This is a genomic window from Clostridium sp. (assembly GCF_036642255.1).
Taxonomy (GTDB): domain Bacteria; phylum Bacillota; class Clostridia; order Clostridiales; family Clostridiaceae; genus Clostridium_J.
In genome coordinates this window covers 1-22,333 of record NZ_JAVWDJ010000021.1, presented here as the reverse complement: position 1 = coordinate 22,333, position 22,333 = coordinate 1, and the positions used below count along the sequence as shown (strand labels likewise).

Below are 22,333 nucleotides of genomic sequence, written 5' to 3'. Positions count from 1 at the left end.
TTATGGAGGGCAAGTTGTTTGTAAACCAAAAATGTCTAGAGCATTTTCATTTGTTATTTTATTTCAGAAGACTAGGTAAAAAATATAAATGGTATATGTAGAAATTATAAAGGAAAATAATGTACAATAATTTATGACATCTTAAAAAATAACTAGCAAGTCTGATATCAGTTTAGGTTTGTTGTTTTATTTCAGATATCTAATAGAGAAAGAACGTTATTGTTTTGGAGGAAATCTTATGATTAAAGAAGTTATTGTAGTTGAAGGAAGAGACGACATAACAGCAGTAAAACGAGCTGTGGATGCAGAAGTAATTTCTGTTAGTGGCTTTGGTATAAATGGTAAAACTATAGAAAAAATTAAACAAGCACAAAAAAGGCAAGGGGTTATTATATTAACAGATCCAGATTTTGCAGGAGAAAAAATTCGAAGAATTATTGCAAAAAGGGTTCCTGATGTAAAGCATGCCTATATAACTCAAAGTGAAGGAACAAAGGATGGAGATATCGGAGTTGAGAATGCTTCACCTGAAACTATTATAAGAGCCTTAGAAAAAGCAAAGTGTGAAGTGAAGGAAGCTAGAAATGAATTTAATATTCAAGATATGTATTTTTTTAGACTTACAGGAAATAGTAAAGCAAAAGAAAGACGAGATGCTGTAGGAAAATATCTTGGAATAGGATATTGCAACACAGCTCAATTAGTAACAAGATTAAATAACTATGGAATTTCCAAGGAAGAATTTATTGAAGCACTAAAAAAGATAGATAGGGAGATTTAATATGGAAAAGTTAAGCACTAAAGAAGTAGTATTAAAATATAATTTTAAATTTACCAAAAGTTTAGGACAAAACTTCTTAATAGATGATTCTGTTTTGGATGATATAGTTGATGGAGCTGAAATTACTAAAGATGACTATGTTATTGAAATAGGACCAGGAGTTGGAACTCTAACTAAGGAGCTTTTACAAAGGGCTAAGAGAGTTACTAGTATTGAACTTGATGAGAAACTTATACCAATACTACAAGAGGAATTAAAGGGCTTTGAAAATTTCGAATTAGTACATAAGGATGCATTAAAGGTAGATTACAACGAACTTATTGGGGATGAGAAAAGTGTAAAGATCGTTGCAAACTTACCTTACTATGTAACTACACCTATAATTGCAAATTTACTTAATGGAAAATACAACATAGCATCTATAACCATAATGATTCAAAAAGAAGTTGCGGAAAGAATTGATGCGGAACCAAGCACTAAAGATTATGGAGCGTTTTCATTACTAGTGCAATACTACTGCAATACAAAAATAATAAGAAGAGTGCCGCCTTCATCCTTTATTCCAGCACCTAAGGTAGATTCTATAGTAATAAGATTGGATAGATTAGAAAAACCACGAGTGCAGATCAGCGATGAAAAGTTATTCTTTAATGTTATAAGACAATCTTTTAATATGAGAAGAAAAACTTTATGGAATGCTATGAAGAATATTGGACTAGATAAGGAAAAGTTAAAAGTGGCGTTTGAAAATGCAAATATAGATCCAAATAGAAGAGGAGAAACTCTATCTATTGAAGAATTTGCAAACTTATCTAAGACTATTATAGAAGTTAAATAATTAATGAATTTTAGCAAGGATTATCCTTGCTATTTTTATTGTGCAAATAATTTCGTCAAAAATCAACATGATTATTTGCCTAATTAAGCGTTAGTTTAAATATTAAATATCAGCTCTATCATTGCTAAAGCTGTTTATTTTAAATACCATAAAAAAAATCTTTCATCTTTTAGTGCTATACCTCATATATTATAATGTATAAATTATAATGGAGGTACATGGGAGTGACACCTAGAAAAAGCTACAGTAGATATTTTATCATATTACAGGAAGAACAAAAGGGTTACGGATTAGATACTGATAAGGCACCTTCTGGATATGCTAAATTAGAAGTAAGAAATAATAGATCAAAAATATCATATTATGTTCAGAACCTAAAAAAAGATAGAGGCCCATACCATATGATTCTAATAACAGATCAACCAGATCCAAAAAAACTTATAAATTTAGGTAGACTGAACATAGATGATAATGGAAAAGCTGATGTTAACTTTGATTATGATATGAATAACATAGCTGGTACAAACATTGCTATGGACAAAATTGTCGGAGCTGCAGTAGCTACCACTAATGGAAGAATGGTTCCTATTATGATGGGATTCTCAACTACTGACGTGCCTGCAGATTGGGTTACTTATCCAGTAGTCCAAGGTACACCTCAAACACCAACTACAGGAGCAGGGGCAACAGGAGTAGGGACTACGGGAACTGGAGCAGGAACTACAGGAACTACAGGAACTACAGGTACAGGAGTAGGAACTACAGGTACAGGAGTAGGAACTACTGGAACTGGAGCAGGGACTATGGGAACTGGAGCAGGGACTATGGGAACTGGAGCAGGGACTATGGGAGCTGGAGCAGGGACTATGGGAGCTGGAGCAGGGACTACGGGAACTGGAGCAGGAACTACGGGAACTGGAGCAGGAACTATGGGAACTGGAGCAGGAACTATGGGAGCTGGAACAGGAACTACAGGAGCTGGAGCAGGACCAACGGGTATGGGCACAGCAGCTATGGGCTCCATAACCGGAACTACAAACACTGGAACAGGAGCCATGGGACCAGGAATAGGAACAGGTGTAACAGGACCTATGGGTACGGGAACACAACCCGCAACAGGCGCTACAAATTCTGGTATGAAGTATATAGATGATTTCGAAGATTATTATGAAGACTTTGAAATTATAAATATGGCAGCACCAAATGGAAGCAATGCTTCAACTAACACTAGAGATATATTTGATATGTATGAAGAGGAAATAGAAAATTCTAAGCTTGAAAGAAACAAGAAAAAGAAGTGCAAAGATCATAAAGAAGAAGATAAGGATCACTGTGAACACCATAAGCACCATGAGCATGATGACCATAATTTTGATTATTATAAAGAATTCATGCATCATGAAGAGCATGATTTAAAACACAAAGATTATGATAATTGCAAAAAACATTGTGATCATAAGGAGCATAAAGATCACCATGACTGCGATCATCATATGAAACATGATAGTAACAATGAGTATTGTGGGCAATGTAACAATCAGAAACATGAAATGGATTATATGAATAAGTATAATTGGCCACTAGACAATACAGGAGATTTCTTCAAAAAGGTTGTTAAGGGTTTTGAAAAGCTTGGAGAAAATGAAAATATTAAAAATTGCCTATGGTATAAAGTACAAGTAAACAAATTAGAAGATATGTATTGTATGTATGATTATAACAAATATACTGTAGTATTTTATCCAATGATTTGTTACTATCCTTATATATCCAAGAAAAAGAACTTCATGATAGGGTACAAATGTGATGATGAAGGAAGATTGAAATATATAATTTATGCAATATCAGGAACTAAGAAATTAGAAGATCAACCTTATGGTGGAAAAACAGGATTCGTAACATGGATGCCATCCAAGGAAGATAAAGATATGGGACATTGGTTAATGTATTACGATTTCAAAACTAATAATGTGGTAATACCAATTAAACGTTCATAAGGAATTTAAATTACTAGAAAAGGATTATGATATTTCATAGTCCTTTTATTTATATCATAAAAACTTAAAACTATTTTAATATTTACTAAAGTATTTATTAGTCTATTTATAATACAAGCTTCATATTATATTATAGAGAATTTAGTAAAATTTAACATGAAATTAAGTTCAATATAATTACTTAATTTCGTATTGGGCAAGGAGAGGTGCTTATAGATGAAATCTATGATATCAAATAGTAGACAAACTGGGTTAGCCATAATATTAGTAGGGCTTATGATTACTATTATTGGATTTGGACAATACTTTGAGGGTAGGTTAAAGGTTGCAACATTAATACAAAACAACATAGGTTCCTTTAAAAAGTATGAAGCATTAGAAGGAAAGGTAACTTACAGCCTTCCACAGAGTTGGATTGCTAGTGAAAAATCAACTGCTAGGCAAAATATAATTTATTTTAATGAGTTTGTATCAGATGATGCTAATACTCATGGATTTATTCAAATTATTACAAAGGAAAATGAAAAAAAATTAATAGACATTGATATAGAAGAAATAAAGTCTATGGGTATCACTGAATATACAGTAGAACGTTCAAAGGTAAAAGACTATAATAGTCAAATTATAAAATATAATTTAACAATGAATAATCATAATATTAGTAAGGTTTACAATTATTATATTGAAAATCATAATAATATTATAAAGGTTAACTTTGTAGTCAATAGTGAAAAGCATAAAGAAAATACACCAGTATTCTTAGAAAATATCGTGAATACTTTTTCGTTTTAACTAAATAAAAATTTCATGTATTTCACTTTGGAACTATAAAGGAAAGGTGGCAATTCACAAGAACAAGTATTATAATAAAATTAATAGTGATTTTTTTGTAATTTTAGGCATCTGAAATAAAATACACTAGCATATGACTAGTTGCGTTTGTGAAGATGCCTTAATTTAAGCTTGGGAATATTTTGATTTTCTAGGTTTTTACTAAGGAGGATAATGGTGAAGGTCATAAATAAAAAGATAATAACATTATTAATATTAATTTCAACTATTCTATTATCAGGATGTGGAATAATTTCACCGAAAAATAGTGATTTTGAATACATAAAGCAAAGAGGTGCCATGAAAATTACGATTCAAAGCACTAGGGATAAAAGCTATAAGTTTACTGTAACTGATAAGGAAGCAATTAAGGACATATATGAAATTTTATCAAGTGCAAAAGAAGTAGAAAACAAAACTAATTTAGAGCCAGATTATATATTTGAAATATATGAATCAATAGATAAAGTAAGTAGGTTTAATTATGTAGCAGGGTTAGATAAGGAAGATGGAGCTAACTTTTATAGTGATAGTAAGAGTTATATAGTATCTAAGAGATTAGATAATGATATAATAAAAAACTTTTCTAACATTAGAAGGCCCATAGACTTTGAAAATATATATTATGAATCATTGTATAGAACTTTAGAAGCATATAACATTGGAGAAAATAAAAATAAGAAACTAGCTCTGGATATATCAAGTGATATAGAGATGGCTAAGTTTCAGCTGTCTACTAATCTAATGTATTTTGATGAAAGACTAAATAAAATGGAGAATGTTGAAATTTTTAATAAAACCAAGGAAGACAATTATGATATAGTAATGAAAATAAAAACAGAAGGATATACATCCACAAAATATAAAGCTATTATAACCTTTGAAGGGAAAGCAAATGAAAAGCCAGATGTGTATTATATAAATAATCTATATGAGCAAGGTAATTGGAAAATATCCATAGGAACAGAAAAACCAGAAAACTTTTAAGGCGTTTTTCAAAGGGAAATCTTAAAACTTAGAAGCTTAAATAAATTTTTCGCTTAATGGAAAATATATTACCCTAAATAGATTTTCAGTCGAGTTTAGATTTTATTGAAAGCATTTCAATAAAATAATGATAAAATTATAAGAAAAGTATCTCGAGAAGTCGAGATACTTTTTAGCTTATTTCATTAATTTTAGCAGTGTTTCTACGCTAGTATTAGATGGGTGGTTAAAAAACAAATCCCTTCTCATCCATAGGAAGCCCTAGTGAATATTTATTTTTCTTTAAATCTAGTGAAAACATAAAATTTAATTTTTATAGTAATGGGTAAATTATTTAAAGTTTATTATAATAGATTAACCATATTTTAGAACATATCTATCATCATATTATTAACCATATTCAGCGATTTAGTAGGGTCTATTGATATATTATCTCCTAGCTTTGCATTAGCAGGAAGTCGATTAAAAGGAATCTCTTTAGTTGTACCATCCGTTAATTCAACAAAAGCACCTGAATTATTAATATCAATTATTCTTCCGTTCATTTTGCCCTCCATAAAAATATATTTTTATTAGTTTTTTCATCACATGATTAAAATATTCCAATTTAAGGGCAAATTTCATTGAAAGTATATTTTAGAATAGATATAATTACACTTGAGGTGTTAATTGTGGTTCAATTGTTTACAGATAACTTACTATTATTAGTAGTATGCATATTAATTATAGTGGAGTTTTTAATTATAAATATACATAGAAGAAAAATTAGATATCTTAAAGGTACTAAGGAAGCATTGTACATATTAAGAGAAAACGTTCTTGAAGCCAAAAGTAAGAATGAAGTTTACGAGCTTATTTTAAAAGGAGCAATTCAAATGGTTCCAAAGGCGGCAAAAGGGAGTATTCTCATGGAACTAGAAGATAAATTGTTTCATTATGTAGCCTTAGAAGGATACTCAGATGAGCTGCGAAATATTAAATTAAAAAAAGAAGAAGTTTTTTTATATGCTAAAAATAAGTTTACAGATATCGCCATTATAAGGAATCCTGCAAAATTTAATAGGAACATTTTAAACTTTGATAAACATAAACTTTTTAAAGAGACAGAAGCATTGGATATTTATTGCACCTTAAGTTGTCCTATTGAACTAAATAATAAGGTTATTGGTGTTATCAACTTAGATAGTATAAAAATTAATCATATTTTTTCTGAGGATGATATAAAAAACCTAAAACATATAATCAATGAATTAAAGTTAGTTTTAAGAACTTTTTTCATTCAACGTGATTTAGAATATACTTCTAACTTCGATGTACTAACGGGAATATATAATAGAAGATACTTAGAATATCTTATAAACTACCATTTAGAAACATTTGAAGATAAAAGTAAAAAAGCTACATTAATATTTATGGATCTGGATGATTTCAAAACCATAAACGATACCTATGGTCATATTGTAGGAGATGAGGTATTAATACTATTAGCGAATATATTTAAAAATGAGTTGGAACCATCCTGTATATATGGGCGAATGGCAGGGGATGAATTTATAATATTTATTCCTGAGAGTGATGAGAAGAGTAGTAAGAAGATTGTTGAGAAATTAAGGAATATCTACAAAAATTCAAAGGGCTGTGATATGTCTTTAGACTTTAGTTATGGAATTGTAGAGGTGGATAGCTCAACAAAGGATTTAAATGCCTTAATTGAAAAGGCTGATGAGAGAATGTATTCATCAAAAAAATGCAAAAAATGTTGATAAAAATACAAAACACCTTTCACTTAGAAAGGTGTTTTATTATTAATGTTATATTTTACTAACATTAGATGCTTGAGGTCCTCTAGCACCATCAACTACTTCGAATTGAACTCTTTGACCTTCTTCTAAAGACTTATATCCATCACCTGTTATAGCAGAAAAGTGTACGAATACATCCTCTTCTCCCTCAACTGATAAGAATCCAAATCCTTTTTCTGAATTAAACCATTTAACTGTACCTGTTTTCATTTAACTTCCTCCTGAATGTAAAAATAAAGCGAAAAATCAATTTTTCATATTTGGTTAACCTTAATTATAATTATATTGTTATCACTTTATTTAGTTTTTATACTAAAATATTTTTAATAAATATTTAGTTGTAATATTGAGCTTTTAAAATATAATAAATAAGCTTAAAGAATAAACCGATAGGCTTATATTCCCAAAGGAAAGTCTTATTTTATTATACGTTTTGCTATATAATATCTGTTGCTGTAATAAGCAGAATTTAAATTTGAAATTCTTACTACATCACCAGGTTTTGAAGCTTGAATAAACAAATCATTTCCCTTATAGATACCTACATGAGAAACAGATTCGGGTCTGCTATCATCAGTAGTGAAAAATAGTAGGTCTCCAGGCTTTAGCTCATCTTTACTTACTGTAACTCCTTCATGAACTTGATAATAGCTTGTCCTTTCAAGTTCAATGCCCATTTGTCTGTAAACATATTGAACTAATCCAGAGCAATCAAAGCCTAAAGGGGTAAAACCACCTGCAATATAAGGAACACCCAAATATTCTTCAGCTTTTTTAACTATATCTAAACCAGAGTATTTGCTTTCTGCAAGAGGTGTTTCTCTCACAAGTGGAGTAATAGAGGAATTTGCATCAACTATTTTAAGATAGTCACCACTAATCCAACCGATTAAGCTTCCTTGAGATACTTTATACCAACCATTAGAATGAGCTAATACAGAAAGCTTATCTCCATATCGAACAACACCAACCTTAGTATAGTTTGAACCTGCACCTTCTCTAACATTCAAAATATCAGCAGTGATGATAGCGGCTTTGTTTTGTGGTGATGTACCAGGATCAAGAGGTGGAGTAGTTGGTTTTACATCTTCTCCTCGACTTGGTCTAGTGGGATCATTATCCTTAGAGGTTAATACTATATAATCACCATTTACATAAGCAACTGTATCATTATACTTTATTTTATACCAATTATTGTTAAAGTCTAAAATTTCAATTATAGCTTCTGACTTTAGAGTGCCTAATATTTTAGAACTAGTGTCAGCAGTTTCTCTTATATTCAAGGAACTAGCATTAACTTTTCCAACTTTAGTGTTGCTTGGTTCAGCGCCTGAAGTTTCTTGTTTCACAAATTCACCACTAATCCAGCCTGTCCTATTGTTGAAGTTAATCTTATACCAGCCACTTTTAGTTTCTAGAATAGTTATTTTAGTATTTTTGTATAGTTGTCCCATTACTTCAGAAGAAGTGTTAGAGTTTGATCTAACATTAAGTGCATCTGCAGATATAATACCAATACCAGCTTTAAGAGATGTTACTGAACTGTTCTCATTTGGGGTTGCAAGTGCTACGCTGTTATTTAATTTAAAGGAAAATCCCACAGCAAAAGCAATTGCTAATAAATATTTAAGATGTTTATTTCTCAACTTTTAACCTCCTCTTAAAACAAATAAATTAAAATATACTGACTAAAAAACTAAGATAATTCCATTATAAAGCAAAATTTTCCTTATAACAATAAAATACCTTAAATTCCTATTAAAATTTACAATTTATTACCTGGAAAACTTATTCTATACGTGAATTATGTAAAATAATGGAATAAGGCAAAGGGTTTATAGATTTTTTAAAGATATCTTGTTTTCGGTGAGGTTTTCTTATTTATCAAGCTTCTTCAAACTTTCCTTTAGTGCTTATCTGAAAATTTCAATTAGGCCAAAGCATACAAAAGTAAAATTTGAGAAATAGAACACATTTAAAGTTACAAGAAAAAAGCTTGAAGGAAACCCTTTCAAGCTTTTAGAAATTAATTTATAGTGAAGATTTTAACGTTATTATTACCAACTATGTCCTCTGTAATCTCTAAAGAGTTACCATTAATTTTGTCACCATTCTTCATAAAAGTTAGAAAAGTTTCAACACCCTCAAGTTCGAAACTTAGGTGAGGAGTTTTATAATGCATCGGTATTATTACTTTACTTTCAATTTTTTTAGCAATCTTTGCTGCTTCCTCTCCATTGATTGTATAATTTCCACCCACAGGAATGAAGAGTACATCTATTGATCCAATTAAGTCAGTATCCTTTTCATCAAGTATGTGGCCAAGATCTCCAAGATGGCAAAATCTATAGCCATCCATTTCTATTATAAATATTATGTTTTCTCCACGTTTGGAACCTTTAAGCTTATCATGGAAAGAAGGTAATCCTTGAATAGTAATATCACATTCGTTAAAAAAACCTACTTTATCAATTATTTTTGCACCAGGGTTTACCATCTGAATATGATTATGATCAAAATGTTGGTGACTTACAGTAACCACATCTACAGTTCCTTTATACATGGGGTATCCCACAGTGGCATCAAAGGGGTCCGTTAAAAGTCTCCTTCCTTTAGAATCTTCAAGTAAAAAACACGCATGTCCAAGCCATGTTACCTTCATATTAATCGCTCCTATTATCATATTAAAGTTTAAGTAATACTGTTAGAAATGTGAAAGTTATTATTTTAAAAGTATATTTAATCATAAGATAAGTTATTTATTTAAATTATGTATCTATAATGGGAAATTATTCAATTGACTTCAAAGCAGAGGAGGTATACAAGTTTATTTAAAATTTCTTTGACAAAAAAATGGCCTTGTAATATAATAGTAGAAACAATATTTTAATTAAAAGCTAAGAATAGGAAAAGTACTTTAAAGGTAGTTTACAGAGAGTGGAGGTTCGGTGCGACTCCATAGCGAAGTTTAAGGGAAAATCACCTAGGAGCTGAAGACTGAAAATAGTAAGTCTATCCGTAATTCTGCGTTAAAGAATAGAGTATGTTAGTACTTGAAATTATACATTAACACTATAGGTGGTATAGCGAATTCAACTTCGTCCTATTTAGGGCGGAGTTTTTTTATTTTGTGTAAATGCTGAGGCAGTTATCCAAATGATAGTGCAATTGTATAAATAATAAAGTACTAGTTAAAGATTAGGGTATGTGTATAAATGGGAAATTATAGCTATAAAAATAGTAAATAACCGACAACACTACCTAAGTTCAAATATAAGTAATTATCTAGTGACTACAAGGATGTAATTAGGTATTAATTAGCAGGAATAAGAAAGGAGAAATAGTATGTATAAGAAAATTGATTCAAATAAGAGCTTTATGGATATGGAAAATGATATATTAAAGCTTTGGGCAGAAAAAGATATTATCCAAAAGAATTTTGATTTAAATGAAGATGGTGAATATTTTACTTTTTATGATGGTCCTCCAACAGCAAATGGTAAGCCTCATATAGGACACGTTATAACAAGGGTTATGAAGGATATTATCCCAAGATATAAGGTGATGAAGGGTTACAAGGTTTTAAGAAAAGCTGGATGGGACACTCACGGATTACCAGTTGAACTTGAAATAGAGAAAAAACTTGGAATTTCAGGTAAACCAGAAATTGAAAAATATGGGGTAGAAAAATTCGTTAGAGAGTGTAAAGATAGCGTTTTCTCTTACGTGGAAATGTGGAGAGAAATGTCTGAGAGAGTTGGTTACTGGATAGACATGGATAATCCATATGTAACTTACCACAATGACTACATTGAGTCAGTATGGTGGGCATTAAAACAAATGTGGGATAAGGAATTAATCTATAAAGGACACAAAGTAATGCCATATTGCCCAAGATGCGGAACTACCTTATCTTCTCACGAAGTTGGTCAAGGTTATAAGGATGTAAAAGATAGCTCAGTTTATGTTAAATTTAAACTTAAAAATGAAGATAAATATATACTAGTTTGGACAACAACTCCTTGGACACTACCAAGTAACGTTGCCCTAGCAGTAAATAAAAAATACGACTATGTAGAAGTTCTACATGGAGAAGAAACACTAATACTTTCAAGACAACTTTTAAATAAGTTAAATGGAGAGTATGAAGTAGTAGCTGAGTTTAAAGGTGAAGAACTTCTTGGAAAAGAATATGAGCAAATGTTCAAGTTCGAAACTCCAGAAGAGAAGGCTTTCTATGTAGTACACGGTGACTATGTAACTCTATCAGATGGTACTGGTATAGTTCACATTGCTCCTGCATATGGAGATGAGGATAACCAAATCGGTAAAATCTACAACCTCCCAATGTTAAACCTAGTTGATGCAGAAGGTAAGTTTATTGAAGTTGTAGAGCCATGGGCTGGAATGTTTGTTAAAAAGGCTGATGAGAAAATCATAGCTTATTTAAAAGAAAGCAATATACTTTATAAGAGTGAGAAGTTCACGCACTCCTACCCACACTGCTGGAGATGTGACACACCACTTCTTTATTATCCAAGAGAGAGCTGGTTTGTGAGAATGAGCTCAGTAAGAGACCAGTTAGTAGAAAACAACAACAAAATTAACTGGATGCCAGATAACGTTAGAACAGGAAGAATGGGTAAATTCCTAGAAGGAGTTATCGACTGGGGTATTTCAAGAAACAGATACTGGGGAACGCCACTTCCAATTTGGGAATGTGAGTGTGGCCACAGAGAAATGATAGGAAGCATCGCAGAACTTAAGGATAAGGGAATAAGTGTACCAGAAGGTATAGAGCTTCATAAACCATATATTGATAAAGTACACTTAAACTGCCCACACTGCTCAAAAGAAATGACAAGAGTGGATGAGGTTATAGACTGCTGGTTTGACTCAGGTTCAATGCCATTTGCTCAATACCACTATCCATTTGAAAATAAAGAATTATTTGAAGCAAACTTCCCAGCTCAATTTATATCAGAAGCTGTGGACCAAACAAGGGGATGGTTCTATACTCTTCTTGCAATTTCAACTACAGTATTTGAAAAGAATCCATTTGAAAATTGTATAGTACTTGGACACGTTCTTGATAAAGACGGCTTAAAAATGTCTAAGCACAAAGGAAATGTATTATCTCCATTTACAGTGCTTGAAAATGAAGGAGCAGATGCTCTAAGATGGTATTTCTACACAGCATCAGCACCATGGTTACCATCAAGATTCTATGAGGATGCAGTTATAGAAGCGCAAAGAAAGTTCATTGGAACTCTATGGAATGTTTATTCCTTCTATGTTCTTTATGCTGATTTAGATAACTTTGATCCAATGAAATATGCTGATTTCAAATCAGAAAATGCAATGGATAAATGGATGATGTCTAAGCTTAATACTTTAGTTAAGAATATAGATGAGCATCTAGAAAACTACAGAATAACTCAAGGAGCTAAAGAACTAGAGGACTTTGTAGATGAGCTTTCAAATTGGTATGTAAGAAGAAACAGATCAAGATACTGGGTAGAAGAGCTAACTGAAGATAAGATAGGAGCATATATGACTCTATACAGAGTATTAACTACTTTTGCAAGAGTTGCATCTCCATTCATACCATTTATAACAGAAGAGCTATATCAAAACCTAGTGGTTGCTTTTGATAAAAATGCACCAGAAAGTATCCACCTATGCATGTGGCCAGAATACAATGCAGCAGAAGTTGATAAGACTTTAGAAGAAGAAATGGATAAGGCTTATAGAATAGTTAAACTTGGTAGAGGAGCAAGAAATGCTGCCAACATCAAGAATAGACAGCCATTATCAAAAATGCTTGTATCAGTAAGTAGTCTTCCAGAGTACTATGGAGACATCGTTAAGGATGAGCTTAATATTAAAGCTGTAGAGCTTGGCGCAGATCTTTCTAAGTATGTTAACTTTGAAATCAAACCAAATCTACCTGTACTAGGAAAAGCTTATGGTAAAATGATACCAGGTATAAGAAAAGTAATTGGTACCATGAATCAAATGGAACTAGCACAAAACATCAATAATGGAAGTGTTGTTACTATAAATGTAGATGGTGCTGAAATAGATTTAAATAAAGAAAACCTACTTGTAACAATGCAAGGACTTGAAGGCTTTGCCTTTTCTGGAGAAGGTGAAATGGGAGTAGTATTAGATACTCATATCACTGAAGAATTAAGAGAAGAAGGCCATGTAAGAGAAATCTTAAGCAAAATCCAAAACATGAGAAAAGAAAGTGGCTTCGAAGTTGCGGATAAGATAAAAATCTACGTAACAGGCAATGAAATGCTTGAAGCTGTAATCAAGAAGTTTGAAGAAAGCATCATGAAGGATACTTTAGCAGTTGAAGTGGTATACGGAGCTGAGGCTTCTTATGCAGAAGTAAAAATCAATGGTGAAAGCTTAAGTCTTGCAGTAGAAAAACAATAAGGTAAGTCTAAGTAAAGCTTAAGGAGAAACACTATCTCCAAATTCCCCCGAGGGGTTCCTCGGGGGAATTTTATTTGAGCAGCATAAATTCTTAAAAGGTTCATTTTTGAAGTTAAAATATGTATAAGGGAAGAATACAAGAATATAACAATATAACAATATGCAAATGCATCTAGTGCAATAAAAAATCTATATAAAGATTATATTTCTGTTTTGCACTTTCTTTAATATAAGCTCTTTAAGGTAATTTTATGATGTAGAAATAATGGGATAAGTTATATAGTAAGAATGAGGAATATTTGGAAAGCTGATGTCATTCTAGGAGTTCCTTAGTTATATAAAAATATAATTTTGGAAATATTATTTAATGGCATTAATAAACATTGCAAAATATCCTAAAATCTGATATTGTTTTTAAGGAATTAATATTAAAGTTTTATAAACAAAAAATTAACGACAAAATTTTAGGGGGAAAAAACATGAAAGAAACACAAGAAGTTAAAATTGTTACAGCTGATCCTTCAGCCCTTGGACTTTTTGGATTAGCAGTAATTACACTGGTTGCATCTTCTCAAAAACTTGGAATAACTGAAGGAGTATCTCTTGTATTACCGTGGGCAATATTTTTAGGTGCTTTAGCACAGTTAGTTGCATCAGCTAATGACTTTAAACATAACAATACCTTTGGCGCAACAGCTTTTGGTGCTTATGGATTCTTCTGGCTTGGAGTAGCCTTTACATGGTTAATTCAAAATGGAGTATTTGGAGAAAAACTTGCAAGTACTGCAGATGTTAAACAATTAGGTTTTGCCTTCGTTGCGTACTTAATCTTTACTATTTTTATGACTATTGGAGCTATGGAAACTCATAAGGTATTGTTTTTCATTTTCTTTTTCATAGACTTCTTATTCTTAGGCTTAAGTTTAAGTACTCTTGGAATTGCACCAGAGTTCGGACATGAGCTTGCAGCATATTCTGAATTAATAATATCAATTCTTTCTTTCTATGGCTGTGGAGCTGCAGTTTTAAACAATCATTTTGGAAGAGTGTTCTTACCAGTAGGTAAGCCTTTCGGAATATTTAAGAAATAAAGATTACAATTTAAATAATTCAGCACCCCAGAGGAGGGGTCACCTTCCTCTGGGGTGCTTATCTTTTGGAGTTATTTACGGAGTGTTATGGTGAATAGATGATATATAGGAAGACTTGCAAGATCTTTCAGTGATGTATTTATAGTGTGTTTTTAATAAAATTTTACAAAAATATTACCATCTTATGCTGGATTTATAGTATAATTAAATGATATTAATGGATAGATATAATAAATGTCACAAAAGTGACACATGTAATAAATATAATAAAAATAATATTTGGAAGTTAATTCTTTGGTTAATTTTAAAGCCAATAGACATGTTTTAGTAACTTAATCATAATATAAGTAAACTTGGAAATAATATTAGATATATAAGTTATTATAGAGTTTCATAACAGAAATTTAATGTATATAAAAAGCTGTAAGGTAATCAAGGAAATTTATTAATAAATAAAATTTTCAACTAAGTTCTTTGTATTAGAATAATAAATATTTTTATAGAAGTTTTTATAAATTAGGAGTGATATAAATGGCAGCTTCAATAAAAGATGTTGCTCGTGATGCAGGAGTATCAATTGCAACTGTTTCTAGAGTGTTAAATGGAATAGATGTAGTAAATGAAGATACCAAAAAAAAGGTATTAGAAACTATTGAAAAGCTTGATTATAGACCAAATATACTAGCAAGAAGTCTAAAAACCCAAAAATCTAGTACCATAGGAATTATTATTCCTGATATTTCAAACCCAATTTATCCTGAAGTAGTAAGGGGTGCAGAGGATGTTGCAAGCATTTATAATTATAATATAATGCTTTGTAATACAGATTTAGATTTAGATAGAGAAAAAGAAAGCTTTAATGTATTAAGAGAAAAAATGGTAGATGGAGTTATTTATATGAGTAACTCTCTAGAGAGTGACATTAAAGATATAATAAAATCTATGGAAATTCCAACTGTGCTTGTAGGTACCGTTGATAGTGAGAAAAACTTTCCAAGCGTAGCTATAGATATGTATGGTGCAAGCTATGATGCAGTAAAATATCTAATAGAAAAAGGAAATAAATCTATTGCTTATATTGGATATCATGAAGAGAAATCTAGTGACTATTCAAGAATGTATAAAGGTTATAAAAAGGCTATAGAGGAGTCCTTAACCTTTGATTCCTCTCTTGTTTATTTTGGATCCTTAAAAGCTGAAGATGGATATAAAGGTATAAAGGATATTTTAATCCGTAAAAAGGTTGATGCAGTTTTTTGCGCTAATGATGAAGTTGCCATGGGAGCAATAAATTCATTAAGAGAAGATGGTGTGCAGGTTCCAGGGGACGTAGATGTAATGGGGTTTAATGACATAGCACTTGCTTCTGTTTATTATCCAAAGCTAACAACTATATCTACACCTCTTTATGACATGGGCTCAGTAGCTATGAGACTTTTAATAAAAATTATAGATAAGATTCCTACAGATGAAAGGAACTTTCTTCTACCTTATACTATTGTGGAAAGAGATTCTTGTAAAAAATAAATTTCTTTACTTCGAAAAAAGTTGTTAATATGCTCAGCTATATGTGTTTTTTAAATAATTGTAGAGGTCCTACTGATGTTTATTTATCAGTAGGACCTATGTTTTTTGCTCATAAAAAAATTACTTCAATATAGAGCATTTTTGAAACTCTTACATATCAAAAACTAACATATTTCATATAATGTATTACAGTAATACTTTTTTGTTTTGTATAGGAAATTGATTTTTTTAAAACATAGCTATATCACTAAAATGGAGAAGAGCAGAATATGTGTATAATGAGTTATTATATGGAAGAGCATGATAAAATTAATGAAAGTAAGAATGTGCAAAAAGATTTTTTGTTGAAGTCTATGGCTGATATAGAAAAGAAATACAAGAAAATAAAAGCGTCAAAAGAGAAAAGTGGATATTACTTTATTGAATTTATGGGTATAGGTAGTGATGAAGTTTGTAAAATAGTTGATCTATTAAACAATGAAGCTAATATAAGAGGAATTTATTTAGGGAAAGAAAACAGCGCAATGAAGCTAAGATTATCTATGGCCACTGACTTAAGAAGTATAAAGGGATTTATAGAAAAATTAGAAGAGATTTTATCAACGTTTAACGATATTTTGGAAGGATAATTCCTCCATTCTCTTCAGTGCTTAAACAAGTTTAAGGTGGAAGTCTTGTGTTAAGAATTAAACTTTGGTGTAGCAAAATTTTTTTGTTTGCAAAGGAACTTTGTTCAGTTAAATCCCCTTCCAGAAGTGGTTGAACAAAATGAACTTATTCATTACTTAATAATTCTTTGGAGGTAGAAGCATTCAATTTTCCTTGAAAGGAATAGAAGATCTTTCTTGGGAGTAACAAATTTACTTGTATAGGATTTAAAAGTAGTACTGAAGGTAGGTTATATAAAATTATAACCTACCTTCAGTACTTTTATTTTCAACCAAATCTATAAATCTTTTAACATATCTATGATTATGGTAAAATAAGTGGTAAAATAAGTGATGAAATTTGTCATAGAGTTATTATTGACATAGTATACGACAGTTTTAGGTATAAAAAATTTCGAATTAAACTAAAAGGGAATATACTTTACGCATGAAAGGTAATAATAAAGAAAAGTTGGAAAGTATAACCTGAAATCTTATAGTATTTAGAAAGTTATTCAAAGAAATATACTTTTATGAGGCAATAGTAAGAGTAATATAATAGAGGCCATAGAAGTAGCAACATAGAAGTATTAAAATAAACTATTAAGAATAGTTCTAAAGAATTTAATGATATGGAGTGAAAAGAAAATGAGTGAGAAAATATATTTAGCATCACCACATATGGGTGGAGATGAGCAACAGTACATAAATGAGGCCTTTGCAACGAATTGGGTAGCACCCCTAGGACCAAATGTAGATGGTTTCGAAAGAGAATTAGCAGAGTATGTAGGAGTAAAATCAGCTGCAGCTCTATCTGCAGGGACTGGAGCATTGCATCTTGCATTAAAATATGTAGGGGTTGAGGCAGGAGACACAGTATTTTGCTCCTCTCTTACATTTTCAGCAAGTTGCAATCCAATAATGTATCAAGGAGCAGAACCAGTATTTATTGATTCTGACTATGAAAGTTGGAACATGTCACCAGTGGCTTTAAAGAAGGCTTTTGAATGCCAAGAAAAACTTAATAAGTTACCAAAGGCAGTAATAGTTGTTAATCTCTATGGACAAAGTGCAGATATGGATGCAATAAAAGAGATTTGTGATAGCTATAACGTTCCAATCATAGAAGATGCAGCGGAATCTCTAGGTGCAACCTATAAGGATAAATTCAGTGGAACTCTAGGAGAGTTCGGAGTGTATTCTTTCAATGGAAATAAAATAATAACAACTTCTGGTGGGGGAATGCTTGTTTCTAACAATGAGGAATCTATAAAGAAGACAAGATTTTGGGCAACTCAATCAAGAGATGCAGCAAGACACTATCAGCATACAGAGTTAGGATATAACTACAGAATGAGTAATATAGTAGCAGGAATTGGCAGAGGCCAATTAAAAGTGTTAAACCTAAGAGTACAGCAAAAGAAACATATCTATGAAAGCTATAAAGAAGCTTTTAAACATATAAAAGACATTGAGATGATGCCAGTATGTTCTTATGGACAGCCAAACTATTGGTTATCTGTAATTACCTTAAAAGAAGATTCAAAGGTTAAACCTCTAGACATAATGCTTGCCTTAGAAAAGGAAAACATAGAATCAAGACCAGTATGGAAACCAATGCACTTACAACCTTATTTTGAAAAGTATAACTTCTACTCTCAAAAAGAAAGTGGTATAAGTGTAAGTGAAGATTTATTTAATAGAGGAGTATGCCTACCTTCAGACACAAAAATGTCAGATGATGATATAAAAAGAGTTTCAAAAATAATAGTAGATTTATTTGCATAGCAGTAACTTGAATACTAAACAGTAGCTTGAACACTATGAAGTGATTAAGTTACTATTTGGTAAAATTAGTTGTTTAGCAGCAAAACGGAGGAACCATGATAATAAAGAGATTATTTGACTTTTGCTTTTCACTTGTTATGCTATTGTTATTAAGCCCTGTGTTTTTAATAGTTTCAATATTAGTATACACAAATCTTGGATCACCAATATTTTTTACTCAAAATAGAGGGGGAAAAGATAACAAGGTGTTCAAGATGATTAAATTTAGATCAATGAAAAATTCCACAGATAAATATGGAAACCTTCTTTCAGATAAAGAAAGGTTGACTAAATTTGGGAGATTCTTAAGAAGTTCTAGTCTTGATGAATTACCTGAGTTAATCAATATTATTAAGGGAGATATGAGTTTGGTAGGTCCTAGACCATTATTAGAAGATTACATACCCCTTTATAATGAAAGACAAAGAAAAAGACATGCAATATTACCTGGACTTACAGGGTGGGCACAAATTAATGGAAGAAATAATTTGTCTTGGTCGGAAAAGTTCGAGCTTGATGTATGGTATGTAGAAAATTGGTCATTACTACTTGATATAAAGATCTTTTTCCTAACAATATATAAAGTGTTTAAAAGGGAAGGAATAGACCAAGCAGAAGGAGTTACCATGGAAAGATTCAATGGTAACAACTAGAGAGGTGAAATAAATATGAAGGATATAGTAATAGTTGGAGCTGGTGGTTTTGGGCGAGAAGTAGCCTGGTTAATTGAAGATATCAATAAGAAAGAAGATTTCTGGAATATCTTAGGTTACATTGATGATAATGCCTCAAACCATGGAAAAGTTCTAAATAACGTGGAAATACTAGGCGGGTTTCAGTGGTTAGAAGAAAACCCCAAAAGAGAAGAAATACATTTTGTATGCGCTGTAGGAAATCCAATAACTAAAGAACTACTTGTTCGTAAATGCGATAACTTAGGATTAAAACCTGCAACTTTAATTCATCCTTCTGTAATCATGTCAAACTATAATACTATAGGAGAAGGCTCTATTATTTGTGCAGGAAACATAATAACTGTAAATGTAGAAATAGGAAACCATGTAATTATAAATTTAGACTGCACAATTGGTCATGATGCAGTAATAAAAGATTATTGCACTATTCTTCCGAGTGTTAATGTTTCAGGAAACACACTAATTGAAAGATTAAGTGAAATTGGAACGGGAACTCAAATAATTCAAGGAATAAAAATTGGAGAAGAAACTATAGTGGGGGCTGGAGCAGCGGTGGTAAAGGATTTACCAGGAAAATGCACAGCAGTAGGAATACCTGCTAAAGTTATTAAAGCTTCAAACTAAATATGTACATAAGAGAATCAGCTTCTCATTAATTAAATTTATGAGAAGAGGGTTCTCTTTAACCGCATTTTAAAGAAGTGAATTATGGGCTAAAATTAGTGGCGTTCACTAATTAGCCTTTGGATGTGCAAACTTCTAAAGTGGCATTGAAAATATCATAGAGCAAAATCTTGTTATATGAAAATTGAAAGGTGATAAATTTGAATATACTATTTTTAACTATAGGTTTCCCAGAAAACATTAATAATAGAAACATATACACTGACTTAATGCAAGAATTTAAAAGTAAGGGAAACAATGTTTACGTAGTTACTGCTAGGGAAAGAAGATATAATAAAGATACTGAGCTTTCCATAGAAAATGATCTAAATGTGTTAAGAGTTAGAACAGGAAACATGCAAAAGACTAATTTTATAGAAAAAGGTATAACTACTATACTTATTGAAGGGCAGTTCATTAAGGCCATAAAGGAACATTTCAATAATGTAAAATTTGACTTAGTGATGTATTCAACTCCTCCAATAACTTTTGAAAGAGTTATAAAATATATAAAGGGGAGAGACAATGCAAAGTCCTATCTGCTTTTAAAAGATATATTTCCGCAAAATGCAGTGGATTTAGGACTATTATCGCAAAGCAGTCCTATATACAAGTATTTTAGGAAAAAAGAAATAACACTGTATAAAGTATCAGATTACATTGGATGTATGTCTCAAGCTAATGTAAAGTATGTTTTAAATCATAATAGTTTTGTAGATAAGAGTAAAGTTGAAATTTGCCCTAATAGTATAAAGCCTTTAAAGTTTCAACTTAGTGTAGAAGAAAAGAAAAACATAAGAGAAAAGTATAATATTCCACTAGACTCTACAGTTTTCATTTATGGAGGAAATCTTGGGAAACCTCAAGGGATAGATTTCCTAATGGATGTATTAAAAGAAAACAGTGGTAGAAAAGATGTGTACTTCTTAATTGTAGGAGGGGGAACGGAGTATGGTAAGCTTGAAACCTTTATAAAGGGATCTGATTTTAACAATGTAGGCTTATACCCATCCCTACCAAAGGAAGATTATGATAAAGTTGTTCAAGCTTCTGATATTGGAATGATTTTTTTACACAAAGATTTTACCATACCTAACTTTCCTTCGAGATTACTCACATATATGGAGTTTTCCATGCCAGTAATTGCAGCTACTGATGCCAATACGGACATAGGTGATGTTTTGAAACAAGGAAAGCTTGGTTATTGGTGTGAAAGTGGAAACTTACAAGAGTTTAATAAAATGTTAGATGAACTATGTAAGGATAAGAATCTATTAAGAGAAATGGGTGAAAACTCTAGACGCTATCTTGAAGAGAATTATACTGTGACAAAATCCTATGGTATAATTAAGGCCCACTTTTAGAAATTTAACTGGTAATTAATCTTATAGTAATACAAAATTTCAATTCATGAAATTTATGATTGTGGAGGGACAAATGAAAAATATACTTATAACAGGTGCCAATGGGTTTGTTGGAAAAAATCTAGTGGCCACCCTAAAGGAATTAAAGGAATATAACATTTTAACTTATGATATTAATAACACAGAGGAAGAACTAAAAGATTATATAGAAAACAGTGATTTTATTTTCCATCTAGCTGGAGTAAATAGACCTACAGAGGTTAAGGATTTCTATGAAGGAAACACAGGACTCACTGAAAAGGTTATAAAATTACTAGAAAGTATGGGAAAGAACACTCCAATTCTTATAACTTCTTCTATTCAAGCAGAACTAGATAATGACTATGGAAAAAGTAAAAGAGGGGCAGAAGAGGTTATAGAAAAATACGGCAAAGATAACAATGCATCGGTGTATATCTTTAGATTACCTAATGTGTTTGGTAAATGGTGTAGACCAAACTATAACTCTGCAGTGGCTACCTTTTGCCATAATATAGCTCATGGTTTAGATGTGTGGATTTCAGATGAAAGCATTGAAGTAAATTTAGTATATATAGATGACGTAGTAAATAGCTTCATTAAAGAATTAAAAAATGAAGATAGAGATACTAATAAGCAGCATTATCATGTGAACATAACGCATAAGAAAACCTTAGGTGAAATTGTTAATTTGCTGCATTCTTTCAAAAAGAGTAGAGAAGATTTAAGAGTACCTGATATGAAAGATGAATTTGCTAAAAAATTATATAGTACTTACTTAAGCTATTTAGGTGAGGATGATTTTAAATATCCATTAA

The 22,333-nt window shown here is 31.2% G+C and carries 19 protein-coding genes and 1 other annotated feature; of the genes, 15 read left to right on the top strand and 4 right to left on the bottom strand.

What is annotated here, in order from left to right:
- Nucleotides 1-238: 238 nt before the first annotated feature.
- From rnmV to RR409_RS12375, 5 genes are all read left to right on the top strand, one after another.
- Entirely contained in the window at nt 239-781 is a 543-nt protein-coding gene (gene rnmV / locus RR409_RS12395; RefSeq protein ID WP_332558077.1) for a ribonuclease M5, read from the top strand.
- Between the two features lies 1 nt (nt 782).
- Complete coding sequence (gene rsmA, locus RR409_RS12390; protein WP_332558076.1) at nt 783-1,619, top strand: 16S rRNA (adenine(1518)-N(6)/adenine(1519)-N(6))-dimethyltransferase RsmA; 837 nt, start codon at nt 783-785, stop codon at nt 1,617-1,619.
- 224 nt (nt 1,620-1,843) lie between these two features.
- Nucleotides 1,844-3,616: a hypothetical protein gene (locus RR409_RS12385; RefSeq protein WP_332558075.1), complete on the top strand. Its 1,773-nt coding sequence runs from the start codon at nt 1,844-1,846 to the stop codon at nt 3,614-3,616.
- Between the two features lie 216 nt (nt 3,617-3,832).
- Nucleotides 3,833-4,408, top strand: coding sequence for a hypothetical protein (locus RR409_RS12380; RefSeq protein ID WP_332558074.1), 576 nt, complete (start codon nt 3,833-3,835; stop codon nt 4,406-4,408).
- A 216-nt stretch (nt 4,409-4,624) separates the two neighbouring features.
- Nucleotides 4,625-5,434 (top strand): hypothetical protein, encoded by an 810-nt coding sequence (locus RR409_RS12375; protein ID WP_332558073.1) that lies wholly within the window; start codon nt 4,625-4,627, stop codon nt 5,432-5,434.
- Nucleotides 5,435-5,799: 365 nt separating this feature from the next.
- On the opposite strand, the gene RR409_RS12370 is transcribed toward RR409_RS12375, so the two are convergent.
- Nucleotides 5,800-5,979 (bottom strand): hypothetical protein, encoded by a 180-nt coding sequence (locus tag RR409_RS12370; protein WP_332558072.1) that lies wholly within the window; start codon nt 5,977-5,979, stop codon nt 5,800-5,802.
- A gap of 78 nt (nt 5,980-6,057) precedes the next feature.
- Here RR409_RS12370 and RR409_RS12365 point away from each other — a divergent pair, with 78 nt between their 5' ends.
- Nucleotides 6,058-7,197 (top strand): GGDEF domain-containing protein, encoded by a 1,140-nt coding sequence (locus RR409_RS12365; protein ID WP_332558071.1) that lies wholly within the window; start codon nt 6,058-6,060, stop codon nt 7,195-7,197.
- 48 nt (nt 7,198-7,245) lie between these two features.
- Here RR409_RS12365 and RR409_RS12360 read toward each other — a convergent pair whose 3' ends face one another.
- The 3 genes from RR409_RS12360 to RR409_RS12350 form a co-directional block, all read right to left on the bottom strand.
- Nucleotides 7,246-7,446 (bottom strand): cold-shock protein, encoded by a 201-nt coding sequence (locus RR409_RS12360; RefSeq protein ID WP_332558070.1) that lies wholly within the window; start codon nt 7,444-7,446, stop codon nt 7,246-7,248.
- A gap of 206 nt (nt 7,447-7,652) precedes the next feature.
- Nucleotides 7,653-8,882, bottom strand: coding sequence for an SH3 domain-containing protein (locus RR409_RS12355; protein WP_332558069.1), 1,230 nt, complete (start codon nt 8,880-8,882; stop codon nt 7,653-7,655).
- A 380-nt stretch (nt 8,883-9,262) separates the two neighbouring features.
- Nucleotides 9,263-9,898 (bottom strand): MBL fold metallo-hydrolase, encoded by a 636-nt coding sequence (locus RR409_RS12350; RefSeq protein ID WP_332558068.1) that lies wholly within the window; start codon nt 9,896-9,898, stop codon nt 9,263-9,265.
- A gap of 228 nt (nt 9,899-10,126) precedes the next feature.
- Nucleotides 10,127-10,345, top strand: a binding site (T-box leader).
- Between the two features lie 236 nt (nt 10,346-10,581).
- Here RR409_RS12350 and ileS point away from each other — a divergent pair.
- The 9 genes from ileS to RR409_RS12305 all read left to right on the top strand — a co-directional run.
- Nucleotides 10,582-13,683 carry an isoleucine--tRNA ligase gene (gene ileS / locus RR409_RS12345; protein WP_332558067.1) on the top strand — a complete coding sequence of 1,034 codons (3,102 nt, stop codon included), beginning with the start codon at nt 10,582-10,584 and terminating at the stop codon, nt 13,681-13,683.
- 479 nt (nt 13,684-14,162) lie between these two features.
- Nucleotides 14,163-14,774, top strand: a complete 612-nt coding sequence (locus RR409_RS12340; RefSeq protein ID WP_332558066.1) for an acetate uptake transporter — start codon at nt 14,163-14,165, stop codon at nt 14,772-14,774.
- A 531-nt stretch (nt 14,775-15,305) separates the two neighbouring features.
- A complete protein-coding gene (locus tag RR409_RS12335; RefSeq protein WP_332558065.1) occupies nt 15,306-16,301 on the top strand; it encodes a LacI family DNA-binding transcriptional regulator in 996 nt (331 codons plus the stop codon).
- 269 nt (nt 16,302-16,570) lie between these two features.
- On the top strand, nt 16,571-16,930 hold the full coding sequence (locus tag RR409_RS12330; protein ID WP_332558064.1) for a hypothetical protein: 360 nt from the start codon (nt 16,571-16,573) through the stop codon (nt 16,928-16,930).
- A gap of 666 nt (nt 16,931-17,596) precedes the next feature.
- Complete coding sequence (locus RR409_RS12325; protein ID WP_332558063.1) at nt 17,597-18,736, top strand: DegT/DnrJ/EryC1/StrS family aminotransferase; 1,140 nt, start codon at nt 17,597-17,599, stop codon at nt 18,734-18,736.
- A gap of 95 nt (nt 18,737-18,831) precedes the next feature.
- Complete coding sequence (locus RR409_RS12320) at nt 18,832-19,428, top strand: sugar transferase (RefSeq protein WP_332558062.1); 597 nt, start codon at nt 18,832-18,834, stop codon at nt 19,426-19,428.
- A gap of 15 nt (nt 19,429-19,443) precedes the next feature.
- Nucleotides 19,444-20,094: an acetyltransferase gene (locus RR409_RS12315; protein ID WP_332558061.1), complete on the top strand. Its 651-nt coding sequence runs from the start codon at nt 19,444-19,446 to the stop codon at nt 20,092-20,094.
- Nucleotides 20,095-20,285: 191 nt separating this feature from the next.
- The gene (locus RR409_RS12310; protein WP_332558060.1) at nt 20,286-21,497 is read left to right on the top strand and encodes a glycosyltransferase family 4 protein; all 1,212 of its coding nucleotides are present in this window, start codon (nt 20,286-20,288) and stop codon (nt 21,495-21,497) included.
- Between the two features lie 73 nt (nt 21,498-21,570).
- Nucleotides 21,571-22,333: NAD-dependent epimerase/dehydratase family protein (locus RR409_RS12305; RefSeq protein WP_332558059.1), on the top strand; the 763-nt coding region annotated here is incomplete at its 3' end.

Coding starts and splice junctions, on each gene's coding strand:
- rnmV (WP_332558077.1), top strand. CDS start 239: ATGATTAAAGAAGTTATTGTAGTTGAAGGAAGAGACGACATAACAGCA.
- rsmA (WP_332558076.1), top strand. CDS start 783: ATGGAAAAGTTAAGCACTAAAGAAGTAGTATTAAAATATAATTTTAAA.
- RR409_RS12380 (WP_332558074.1), top strand. CDS start 3,833: ATGAAATCTATGATATCAAATAGTAGACAAACTGGGTTAGCCATAATA.
- RR409_RS12370 (WP_332558072.1), bottom strand. CDS start 5,979: ATGAACGGAAGAATAATTGATATTAATAATTCAGGTGCTTTTGTTGAA.
- RR409_RS12360 (WP_332558070.1), bottom strand. CDS start 7,446: ATGAAAACAGGTACAGTTAAATGGTTTAATTCAGAAAAAGGATTTGGA.
- RR409_RS12350 (WP_332558068.1), bottom strand. CDS start 9,898: ATGAAGGTAACATGGCTTGGACATGCGTGTTTTTTACTTGAAGATTCT.
- ileS (WP_332558067.1), top strand. CDS start 10,582: ATGTATAAGAAAATTGATTCAAATAAGAGCTTTATGGATATGGAAAAT.
- RR409_RS12340 (WP_332558066.1), top strand. CDS start 14,163: ATGAAAGAAACACAAGAAGTTAAAATTGTTACAGCTGATCCTTCAGCC.
- RR409_RS12335 (WP_332558065.1), top strand. CDS start 15,306: ATGGCAGCTTCAATAAAAGATGTTGCTCGTGATGCAGGAGTATCAATT.
- RR409_RS12330 (WP_332558064.1), top strand. CDS start 16,571: ATGTGTATAATGAGTTATTATATGGAAGAGCATGATAAAATTAATGAA.
- RR409_RS12325 (WP_332558063.1), top strand. CDS start 17,597: ATGAGTGAGAAAATATATTTAGCATCACCACATATGGGTGGAGATGAG.
- RR409_RS12320 (WP_332558062.1), top strand. CDS start 18,832: ATGATAATAAAGAGATTATTTGACTTTTGCTTTTCACTTGTTATGCTA.
- RR409_RS12315 (WP_332558061.1), top strand. CDS start 19,444: ATGAAGGATATAGTAATAGTTGGAGCTGGTGGTTTTGGGCGAGAAGTA.